The organism is Xenorhabdus sp. KJ12.1 (genome assembly GCF_963876495.1).
Taxonomy (GTDB): Bacteria; Pseudomonadota; Gammaproteobacteria; order Enterobacterales; family Enterobacteriaceae; genus Xenorhabdus; species Xenorhabdus stockiae.
Genome location: NZ_CAWNQH010000096.1, coordinates 1 through 11,011 on the forward strand (window position 1 = coordinate 1; position 11,011 = coordinate 11,011).

Here is an 11,011-nt window from a genome sequence, read left to right on the forward strand (position 1 = left end):
CATAGAAATATCAAAATGGTCGCTCGTTTGTTCAAAAGTCAACGAATGTTTGTCTTTGTATGCCAATACTCGCTTTCGAAAATCCAGACTGTAGCCCATCGCACTTTATCCTTTGTTAGGTGAATCCAGATATTATGTCATATTAATATGATTCTGCTATACCATAACCAACGTTGGCATTTTTTATTCCCGACAAATGACCACATTCCATCAACTTCACAAATGAGCTGAATGTTGACATCATCCAGCGGGAGTGTTGTTACGCATCGTGGTTTAAGTTTTTCAAAACACGGGCAACAGCATTGATACTGATATGTAATGCACGGGCCGTATCACGGATACCTGCATTATATTCATGGCAAGGTCAACAACTTGTTCTTCTATACCAGCTTGGCACGCGCGATAGGCGTAATCCAGTTGGAAGGTTCGCTTGCAGGAAAAACAGCGATAGCGTTGGTGTCCTGTCTCACCTTTGCCAAGCTTTTTGACATATTCAGTTTGCTGACCAAAGTGGCATTTTACTTCAACAATCGCCATGTGACTTCTCCGAAAAAATGGCGATTATACACAACCATCAACAGGTTGAATACGTGACCATTTTATGACAGTAACGACAGGCCACATCAATATTAGCCATGCCTCATTCATAATAAGAAACAGGGGGATTATCAAAATATTTAATCATTTTGAGCATGACTTTGTATATGAACTTTAAAGGTGTTTATGTGAAAAAATACAGTTGTCAATACTGTAAATATGATAAATATTAAAAATATATTAAGGATCACATTATATTAAAATTAGCATATTAACCACAAAATCCTATCTACACTTACAAGTTAGGTCTACTAAAGAAATCCTTGCATTTGCCAATGTAGTTGGTGGGTAGGTGCCGGAAGGTATGCTAGGGCTGCCCCCTAGCGCGGTAGCCTTGGGTAAAATCAACGAGAGATGCGTATTAGAGGCATTAGTCTATGTAGATATAATCTCTCCTGTCCGTTATAAGAAAAACTGAGGCATTGCTTTCAGAAGGTGCATATATGGAAATTTTAAAACTTGAAAACTCGATAAGGGGTTGGTTTATAGGTGGTTTTGAGCCTAGTTTATATAAGACAACCAGTGTAGAAGTTGCGGTCCAGCATTTCGTGACAGGTGATTATGATGCAACTCATTACCATAAAATTGCAACAGAAATTACAGTTATTATCTCTGGGAAAGCCAGAGTAAACAGCCAAGAGGTAACTCCGGGAGATATTGTAAAAATATCTCCCGGAGAGTTTGCGGATTTTGAAGCACTAGAAGACACAATTACGGTAGTTGTGAAATTACCGGGTGCACTAAACGATAAATACTTTTAAGGAGATGGCTAAGTGCTAAATATCGTTATTCCGATGGCAGGACGTGGTAGCCGCTTTTCTAAGGCAGGATATGTGGATCCTAAACCATTTATTCCGCTAGGTAGTAAAAGAATGATTGAAGTTGTAGTACATAATCTTAAACCTAAGTGTCGACACAGGTTTATATTTATCTGTCAGCAAAAACATTTAGAGAAATATAATTATGAAAATGAATTACAAAAAATAGCGCCAGGGTGTGAAGTCATTGGAATTAATAGATTTACAGAAGGTGCTGCATGCACTGTTATGCTCAGTGATTATCTGATAAACAACGACGAACCACTTATGATAGCTAACTCCGATCAGTGGATTGATATCGATATTGATGACTACTTATCTTATATGCAATCGGAGAATCTTGATGGTTTGATTATGACCATGAAGTCAAATGATCCGAAATGGTCCTTTGTTAAGACTGATAGTCGTGGATATGTAAGTGAGGTAGTTGAAAAAAAGCTTATATCTGATGAGGCAACTGTAGGAATTTATAATTATAGGAGAGGTTCTGATTTTTGTGTTCATGCCAGAACCATGATAGAACGAGATGAGCGTAGCAATGGCGAATTTTACGTAGCTCCTGTGCATACATACATGTATAAGGAAAATGGTTCTAGAATTGGAATATATAATATTGGTGAAGAAGCAAACGGAATGTATGGATTGGGAACTCCATCAGATTTGAACCTCTTCTTATCACTAGAATTATCTAATAGAGCGCTGGACTTTTAATATGCAATCTAAACTAAAGATCTGTTTCGTAGGGCATGAGTGCGGATACTATAAAGGTCAAGGTGGAATAGCTACTTATATTGAATTAACTGCTAAAGGTTTTAGAAAATTAGGTTTTGAAGTACATGTTATTTTCTTCCATGGAACTGAGATTGATGAGCCAGGAATTCTGTCATGGAAAATAAAAGATAAAAATGACAATTTAAAAAACTCTAAGGCAGTTGATGATCTCTTAGAGAAAATAAAACCTAATTATGTCGAATCTGCTGATTTTTTAGGCTTAATAAGCTACACATTATCAAAAAGAGCAATTAGTAAGCTCAGCTATGATTGTATATTTGTAAATAATCACCATACAGGAATTAGGGAAGTGTGGGAATGGGGAACCTACCTAGATTTTATCCAATGTGCTCCTGCATGGATGAAAGTCATTTATATATCGGAACGAACTCAGTCTCTTCTTGCGGATGCAAACTACTCCACTTCAAATTTCTTAGCTGACTATCTAGGAAAGATGCATTGCGAAAACTACTGTGCTTGTCCTTCTTATTATCAAGTGAGTGATGACTATAAGGTAAAAAATAAATTAGGCCGAGAAAATAATAAGTTAAGAATCCTATCATTTGGACGATTCGAGTCAAGAAAAAAACAGGAGTTGTTGATAAAAGCATCTTGTAATTTATTAAATCAAGGAGTAAATATAGAAATAACCCTAATTGGAAATAGCGGAGTTGATTTTTATACTCAGCAAGATTATATGGAATATTGCTATGGCATAATACCACCTAACTATAAGGACAAATTCCACTTTTACGATTTTATACCATATAAGAGGTTACAGTATAGCTATACTGATTTTGATCTTTTTGTTATTCCATCACCATATGAAAACTTTCCGAACACAGCTCTGGAAGCAATTAATTATGGTGTCTTTGTTATTGGCAGTAAAACTAGTGGAATTGCTGATATAAATAAAAATTTGCTGTCTGTTTACAATTTTGAAAAAAACTCTATCCATGACATAGAACGGGTAATTAAAAATTATAGTGTATTAAGTGAAAAGCAACGATGTGAATTACGAAAGGAACAAAGATGCTCTTTAACAAATTTAACTAATTTTGAAAACTCTATACAGAGGCGATTTGATTCATATTCAAAAATATATAAACGTATACCTAAAGTAGTTTGCTTGGAAACTGATAATATATTGGTATATCAAAATGAAAAAGAACAGCCTAGCAAATTTTATTATGATGGGAAATTCTATGATATAAGGAACCCTGAATGGAGAAATATAATTTGTACTGCCAAGTACATAACTCTTTTGGCTAAAGATAATAGATTTGATGAAAATAACATTTTTTATCCTCCAGTGAGAGTAGCATCATGTTTTTCATTCTCACCCCCATATGGAACTATGAAAGAAATTCTTGCTTCAGAAAAGGCTTTCTCTAAAATGACTCTATCTTTAGAGGATATTGAAATTTCTAGTGAGTGGAATTTATTAAGTCTAATTGCAAATATTTTAATTAAATGCAACGATGTCATTTTTTTTATGGATAAAGAGAAAGAAAATGAATGCGGCTTGGGAAAATACATAAAATATGAAATTGATCTTTACAATCATCTATATTGCGGTGACAAATGTTCATAATAATTCATGGTCCATTAGAAAGAAATTTCTTACTGCATAACCTTTCTAATATAAAAAAAACATTACCAAATTCAAAATTAATCATCTCTGCATACGATAAAGATATAGCAGAAATAGAATCTCTGTGTGATGAAAACTATCACAACAATGGCATTAAAAATAGAATTAAAATAATTAGTAATACCGATATATTTAACCCTGGTTTTTTCAACATTAACAGACAAATTAACTTAATTAACACTGCATTGAGAGAAATACCTAATGAAAGTGACTTCATCATTAAGGTTAGAATGGATCAGACTATCAATTATAAAAAATTTATTGATATTTATAATAATAAAAAAAAATTTCTTCATGATAAATTAATAACAACAAATTGTTATACTAGGAAAGATAGAATGTATCATCCATCTGATATGTTTCTAGCTGGTACAAGAAAAACATTAATGAATTATTATCCTAAACGATATTTTACTGAAACACATATGGATTGCTTGCTTAGAATAAGAGAATTGGTACGCAATGGGAAAACTGATACATTGCATTTGTTTTGGCCGGAGTCTAGGCTATTTTTAAATTACCTAAATAATATTGGTGAAATAACACTGAATACCAAAGAGGATAGTGAGGATAAATTAAAAAAACATATATATATAATAAATTCTTGGGATATTGGTCTAAGATGGAAGAAATTTATAAATGGAAAAATCTATGTACTTCCTTACTTCTTCGTAATGGAGCCATTTCCTGGCGGTCCACTAGAAAATGCAAAAAACTATCTAGCTAGTGAGTTGATAGGGCATAGGAAAATAATAAAAGAAAATATAATGGACTATATCTCACGTATCTATTTTAGAATGGAAATATATAGGTTTAATGTCGATTTATATAACAAGAAGGAAATATTAATATCTTCTCTGAAGAGGGTTTTTGATAGTTCATATAAATTTTTACCTCCTATATTACATCCACTAATGTATAAACTTGCGAAGAGAGTATACTATGTTTTCAAATGATGTTTTTATTATCGGTTGGAAAGGATTTATAGGTTTTAGATACGTGGAGTATCTGAGTAGAACAGGGTTTTCAGGAAATTTATTTCTTTACTTACGCGAAGGTGAAAAAGAGAATGGAATAAAATCGAATAACATTTATTTTTTAAATCATTTCGAATTTATTGAACGTCTACTTATATCAAAAGCTACGCTTTACTACCTTGCTAATATATATCTTCCCAATGAATCTTTAGAGTATTCGATAGATAGTGTAACTAAAAATATACTACCATTTATTAAAATCTTAGAAGAGATAAAGCCAAATGCGAAAAATATCAAATTTATTTTTGCTTCATCTGGTGGAACAATTTATGGAGATACTAGAGGAGAGCATTGTAAAGAATCACATCCTCTCCTAGCAAAAAGCATTTATACGGCAAATAAGATTGCACAAGAAAACTATCTTAGCGTCTATGGTATAAACTATGGCCTTAATTATCATATAGTACGCATTGCAAATCCATATGGCCCCGGTCAGAAAGCGAGAAGTGGACAAGGATTAATCCCTGCAATTATGGACTCTATTGAGAAAAAAATCTATTTATCAGTTTTTGGTGATGGTCAGGCATTGAGAGATTATCTCTATATTGATGATTTGTGCTCATTTTTATTCAAACTTGCCAATTATACAGGTACACATAAGATATTTAATGCTGGTTCAGGAGTATCCTATAGTATATTAGATGTTATAGAATGTTTTACTCTCGTTTCGAATAAAACAGTTAATTATATTTTAAGAGAGGCTAATATTTCAGCAGTCGATAAAATTGTACTTGATAATTCGCTGGCTAAAAAAGAACTTCGTTGGGAACCAAAGGTCTCATTAAAAGAAGGAATATCTGCTTTTATTGATTGGTCAGAAAATAAGAGATTTTGAATTTATTCACTTTAGAACTAGAAGCCTTATCATGAAATTTTTGAATAAAATAGCAGAGAGCGATGTCTCAATTATAATGCAAGGACCTATTGTCGAAAGAGGATCTATTATGATTGATAAGAAATTTATTGGAAACCTTGATTTGGTTAGAAGTAATTTTAAAGGTTCTCAGATAATAGTATCGACGTGGGAAGTGCAAGATAATATAAAAACTAATTTAATGAAAAATTATGAAGATGTCATTTTTATTTTCAATAAAGATATAGGTAGTATCTCTAAAGATATAGATGGTATTAAATTTGTAACAAACTTAAATCGTATGATCGTATCAACCTACAATGGATTAATATCATCATCAAAAAAAATATCAATAAAAATACGCACTGATTCTTACTTTTACGATAAAAAAATAATCTATTTTTTAGATGAAATACTAAGAAAAAACAAGTTGGATAACGTCGACGTTATAAGTAGAATGACTAAATTTTGTGTATTCGACAGATATGTTATTAATTGTAATTTATTCGCTAGAAATCCACATAGTCATCTGCCATTTCTATTCCATCCAGGAGATATATTATTTGCTGGTCTTACCTCTGATCTATTGAAATTATTCGAAATACCACTTTCTAAACCGAAAATAATAGAAAAAAGAATTAGTTTGAAAAATATATGCTATATGCGATATTCGCCCGAGCAATATATATGGGTGGAATGTATTAAAAAGATAAATGGTGGTAGATATGTTTTTGAAGGAAATTTCAATTATACATCAAGTGATATTGTTAAATCTGAAATATACTATGTTAATAACTTTATTCCATTCGATACTAAAGAAATAGGCTTTTGCTGGCCAAAACATAGCAAGCATTACTTCAATAAAGGAAGGTTGAGTATATATAGAAGAGATGATTGGATTAATTTGTATAGGAAATATGTCATCCATAAGCCAATCGAATACTCCCTTGGTCAAAGAATAAGAGGATTAATGATAACTTCTATGAAAATATATTTTTTAATCAGGAATATGCTGCTGAGGTTTAGATTTGTTCGTAGATTGACTTATCGGCTCTTTGTAAAGAGAGGGTGATTATTACTATGAAAGGTTTTATTTCAACTCCGTCTAATAAAACAAATTTTAGAGAAATAATAAACTCTCGTAATCTAATCTATGAATTAATTAGGAGGGATTTTATAGTCCGTTATAAACAGACTGGATTGGGAATTATCTGGGCTATTATAAATCCAGGGATAAATATTATTTTGTATATATTCGTCTTTGGGTTATTAGTGAAAATCCCTACCCCAGAGTATAATGCGCCGTATGCGTATGTGCTGATTTCAGGTATTTTATTTTGGGGGTTGTTTTCAAATAGTATGATGGTTTCTAGTGACGCTCTAATAAATAACATGCACCTTATTACAAAAGTATATTTCCCTCGTTTGTCTCTATGTATAGCAAGCGTTTTTGTGGCTCTAATTGATTTTTTTATTGCTTTTATTGTTTTTATTCCGCTGTCAGTTATATGCCTGACTGAATTTATCTTTTTAAGATTTTTTTTTCTCATTCCATGCATATTAATAACTTTTATGCTAGGTTGTGGTGTGGGTTGTGTGATGGCTGTGTTAAAACTAAAGTATAGGGATATTCGTCATATGTTGCCTTTATTTAATCAAATATTATTTTTTTCTTCTCCGGTTGTGTACACTTTATCTATAGTTCCTGATAATTATAAAATATATTATTTAGTTAATCCTCTTACAGGGATAATTGAACTATCACGATGGGCAATCCTAGGGGCGGGGGGGGTAAATATCCAGGCTTTAGTGTGTGGCTTAATTAGTGCAGTGGTGATAATGCTGGCTGGAATATATTATTTTATATCTAACGATGGAGTGATAGCAGATTACGAATGATAAAATTTAACTCTGTAAGTAAATTTTACGAAATAAATAAAAAAAGATCCAGGGATATTAAAGACATCCTCTCGTTTGCCAGGAAAGATTTTACTCAGACTGAAAGATTATGTGCTATAGATAATGTTAGCTTTGAAATTTATTCAGGAAAATCTGTTGGTGTCTTAGGTAGAAATGGTGCAGGAAAGTCTACATTATTAAAAATCTTGACGCGGGTTATATCACCTGATAGGGGAAAAGTTGAAGTAAATGGTTCTATCTCCTGTTTGCTAGAGGTTGGCACCGGTTTTCACCATGAATTGAGTGGATTTGAGAATATATTCTTAAGTGGTTCAATTCTAGGAATGTCAAGAAAAGAAATAGGAACTCATATTGAAAGTATTATAGGGTTTTCTGGTGTCGAAAAATTCATTGATGAGCCTGTAAAACACTACTCTTCTGGTATGTATATGAGATTGGCATTTTCAATAGGTATCCATTTAGATTCTGATATTCTAGTAATTGATGAGACTTTAACTGTGGGAGATATACAGTTTCAACAAAAATGTTTGGACAAGATCAGGGAAATTATTAAACAAGGTAAGACTGTCTTTTTTGTCAGCCATAGCCTTGAGCAGATTAGGGAGGTATGTGATACATGCCTTGTTATGGAAAGAGGGAAACTGATATTTCATGGTGAAACAGGTGAAGCTACAACCTTATACAACAAATTAATAAATGGCGAGTAACAATGATTATTATCTCTCATCGTGGATATTGGATTAAAGATAGTGAAAAAAATACGCTCATAGCATTCGAAAGAGCATTTTCACTAGGGTATGGAATAGAAATAGATATTAGAGATTTTAATGAGGATTTGGTTATCAGTCATGATATTGCAACTAAAGAGTCTTTAAGATTTGATGTGTTTTTAGAGAGCTATAAAAAATACAGAATACAAAATTTACTCGCTTTTAATATTAAATCAGATGGTCTGCAATCAAAGATAAAACAGTACCTTTACGATTATAAGATTAGTAATTATTTTTTATTTGACATGTCTATTCCTGATACTCTCGGATACTTATCGGCGGGAATGAATACGTACATTAGAGTGAGTAAGTATGAGGTGATTAATGGTCTATATAAATATGCCAAGGGAATTTGGCTTGATGGATTTAAAGAAACAATGGTGAATGAATCATTGATAAAAAAAGTAATAGAGGATGGTAAGAAAGTATGTATTGTTTCTTCTGAATTGCATAAATTGAATTATATTAAACAGTGGGAGGGGATAAAGTTTCTTGAGTCAGATATTTTAAATTCTTCAAATGTTATTCTTTGTACTGACTTTCCTGAAAAAGCATCGGAGTTCTTTTTATGAATAATAAGATTAGAGCGATTATATTTGATATGGATGGAGTACTCATTGAAGCAAAAGATTGGCACTATGAAGCTCTTAACAAATCTCTTGGATTATTTGGTTTGGAGATTACTCCTCATGAGCATTTAACTGTTTATGATGGATTACCTACTAAATATAAGCTGATGATGTTTAGTCGAGAAAAAGGTTTGTCTAAACTTTTACATGATTTTATTAACGAAATGAAGCAGCAGTATACTATGGATATGGTTCATAAGTTTTGTAGGCCAATGTTTCATCATGAGTATGCTTTATCCACATTAAAACAAGAAGGCTATAAATTAGCTGTCGCATCTAATTCAATTAAAGACTCTGTGGAAGTTATGCTAGATAAAGCAAAGTTACTCTGTTATTTGGATTTTTTCATATCAAATCAAGATGTTAATGAGGTAAAGCCAGACCCGGAAATGTATAACCTTTCAATTTATAAAATGGGGCTCATACCCGAAGAGTGCTTGATTGTAGAAGATAACGAAAACGGTGTTAGAGCAGCTAAGGCAAGTGGTGCTCATGTGCTGGAGGTTAGAACAGTTTATGATGTCACCTATGATAATATTAAGAATAAAATCTATGAAATAGAAAATGCACAAGGTGGCAGCCATGATTAATATTGTGATTCCTATGAGTGGGAGAGAGTTATATGAAATTTCTGGTGATCTCATCTATCCTAAAATATTAACTGAGGTTCTAAATAAAACTCTATTTGAGTACTCGCAAGAAATTTTTGAAACATTAAAGGAGAAAAGTAATAGAATATACGTTGTCCCTATTGAGAAATTAAATAATTTCGGACTGGAGCAGATTATTAAGACTATCACAAATAACAATAGTAAGATAATACCTTTATTAGGACAGACAAGAGGAGCAGTATGTAGCTGTTTAATGGCAATCGATGAGATGTTTCTTGATAATGAACTTATTATTACCTCTGCTGATCATTATATAAATGATAATTTACAAGACATACTTAATGATTTTCGTAGAATGAAGGCTGATGCTGGGGTATTAACTTTCGAATCTGTTCATCCCAAATGGTCTTTTGTTAAGGTTAATAATCAAGGATGCGTAATTCAGGCCGAAGAAAAGAAAGCAATAAGCAGAATGGCTGTTGCAGGACTTTATTATTTTAAAAAAGCGGATGATTTTATCTATGCTGCAAAAAATCTTATCAGAAAGAGAGGAGAAATTAATAATAATTTTTATATCTCATCTTGCCTTAACGAGCTTGTTTTATTAGGAAAGTTAATAAAATGTAGACCTCTCAATGATCCTGTTTATCATAGTTTCTATGATATCAACGCGATTAAGTCATTTAAATTCTCCCAGACTTGATTACTGGGTTGAGATAAAGTTTTCGACCATATCCCTATGATTAGATATTGTGGTTATGTATTCAAAGCGTTGATCACCCTCAAACATAATATTCACGTTCAATGAAAGTGCCAATGATTTTGTCATGCATTTCAGGTGACTTTGAATAACCGAGTGTTTTACGGTTCAGACGCTTAATTCGGTTACGTAAGGTTAAGTTTTCGTGTTCGATACGTTGAGTAAAATATTTTCCAATAAGATGGTTGGCTGAAGGCAGTAAATTATAGGCTCGGTAATGATCAGTACACCAAAAGGCTACCTTGAATTTAGGCAGCTCTTTCAATCACTTTTTCAGTGTCTTCTTGTTTCGTCTATCAAAAGCATGTGCAATGATACGTTTTAGACGGGGCTCCCAAGCATACCATAACCAACGTTGGCACTTTTTATTCATAATCATAACCACCCGTATAACGGGTGGTTTGCTCTTGCCCTATAAGGGCTTGTTACCGACTGCACCTAAATGACGCGGCTTTCTCTTCGTTCAAGCTAAGTGTCTTTGCTTTTTTGGCTTACCCCTTGAAGGGGTCTACATGCTCTTTACTACTCAATTTATCCGAGATTAAATCCGACTTTTCTTGCTCTCTGATATACTTTTGAATTGTCGCTTCA

Annotated in this window: 11 protein-coding genes and 4 pseudogenes; 11 read left to right on the plus strand and 4 right to left on the minus strand. The window is 32.6% G+C overall.

The window, feature by feature from the left end; genetic code table 11:
- Both AACS92_RS17515 and AACS92_RS17520 read right to left on the minus strand, forming a co-directional pair.
- Positions 1-99: pseudogene (locus AACS92_RS17515) on the minus strand (IS630 transposase-related protein); the annotation flags it as partial.
- A gap of 56 nt (positions 100-155) precedes the next feature.
- Positions 156-537: pseudogene (locus AACS92_RS17520) on the minus strand (IS1 family transposase); the annotation flags it as partial.
- 503 nt (positions 538-1,040) lie between these two features.
- On the opposite strand from AACS92_RS17520, the gene AACS92_RS17525 reads away from it, so the two are divergent.
- The 11 genes from AACS92_RS17525 to AACS92_RS17575 are packed head-to-tail and all read left to right on the plus strand — an operon-like array spanning position 1,041 to position 10,363.
- Positions 1,041-1,358 (plus strand): hypothetical protein, encoded by a 318-nt coding sequence (locus AACS92_RS17525; RefSeq protein ID WP_099111856.1) that lies wholly within the window; start codon positions 1,041-1,043, stop codon positions 1,356-1,358.
- Between the two features lie 12 nt (positions 1,359-1,370).
- The gene (locus AACS92_RS17530; RefSeq protein ID WP_099111857.1) at positions 1,371-2,126 is read left to right on the plus strand and encodes a glycosyltransferase family 2 protein; all 756 of its coding nucleotides are present in this window, start codon (positions 1,371-1,373) and stop codon (positions 2,124-2,126) included.
- 1 nt (position 2,127) lies between these two features.
- A complete protein-coding gene (locus tag AACS92_RS17535) occupies positions 2,128-3,780 on the plus strand; it encodes a glycosyltransferase family 4 protein (protein ID WP_099111858.1) in 1,653 nt (550 codons plus the stop codon).
- On the plus strand, positions 3,771-4,796 hold the full coding sequence (locus AACS92_RS17540; protein ID WP_099111859.1) for a WavE lipopolysaccharide synthesis family protein: 1,026 nt from the start codon (positions 3,771-3,773) through the stop codon (positions 4,794-4,796). Before AACS92_RS17535 ends, AACS92_RS17540 begins: the two co-directional genes overlap by 10 nt.
- On the plus strand, positions 4,783-5,712 hold the full coding sequence (locus AACS92_RS17545; protein WP_099111860.1) for an NAD-dependent epimerase/dehydratase family protein: 930 nt from the start codon (positions 4,783-4,785) through the stop codon (positions 5,710-5,712). Before AACS92_RS17540 ends, AACS92_RS17545 begins: the two co-directional genes overlap by 14 nt.
- Positions 5,713-5,743: 31 nt before the next feature.
- Complete coding sequence (locus AACS92_RS17550) at positions 5,744-6,802, plus strand: WavE lipopolysaccharide synthesis family protein (protein ID WP_153044797.1); 1,059 nt, start codon at positions 5,744-5,746, stop codon at positions 6,800-6,802.
- An 8-nt stretch (positions 6,803-6,810) separates the two neighbouring features.
- On the plus strand, positions 6,811-7,629 hold the full coding sequence (locus AACS92_RS17555) for an ABC transporter permease (protein WP_099111862.1): 819 nt from the start codon (positions 6,811-6,813) through the stop codon (positions 7,627-7,629).
- The gene (locus AACS92_RS17560) at positions 7,626-8,357 is read left to right on the plus strand and encodes an ABC transporter ATP-binding protein (protein WP_099111863.1); all 732 of its coding nucleotides are present in this window, start codon (positions 7,626-7,628) and stop codon (positions 8,355-8,357) included. Before AACS92_RS17555 ends, AACS92_RS17560 begins: the two co-directional genes overlap by 4 nt.
- Before the next feature lie 2 nt (positions 8,358-8,359).
- The gene (locus AACS92_RS17565; RefSeq protein ID WP_099111864.1) at positions 8,360-8,992 is read left to right on the plus strand and encodes a hypothetical protein; all 633 of its coding nucleotides are present in this window, start codon (positions 8,360-8,362) and stop codon (positions 8,990-8,992) included.
- Positions 8,989-9,639: an HAD family hydrolase gene (locus tag AACS92_RS17570; RefSeq protein WP_099111865.1), complete on the plus strand. Its 651-nt coding sequence runs from the start codon at positions 8,989-8,991 to the stop codon at positions 9,637-9,639. Before AACS92_RS17565 ends, AACS92_RS17570 begins: the two co-directional genes overlap by 4 nt.
- Entirely contained in the window at positions 9,632-10,363 is a 732-nt protein-coding gene (locus AACS92_RS17575; RefSeq protein WP_193757009.1) for a sugar phosphate nucleotidyltransferase, read from the plus strand. The genes AACS92_RS17570 and AACS92_RS17575 overlap by 8 nt, the downstream gene beginning before the upstream one ends.
- 79 nt (positions 10,364-10,442) lie before the next feature.
- On the opposite strand, the pseudogene AACS92_RS17580 reads toward AACS92_RS17575, so the two are convergent.
- A pseudogene (locus AACS92_RS17580) lies at positions 10,443-10,790 on the minus strand (IS1 family transposase); the annotation flags it as partial.
- A 121-nt stretch (positions 10,791-10,911) separates the two neighbouring features.
- Positions 10,912-11,011 (minus strand): annotated as a pseudogene (locus tag AACS92_RS17585) (IS200/IS605 family transposase); the annotation flags it as partial.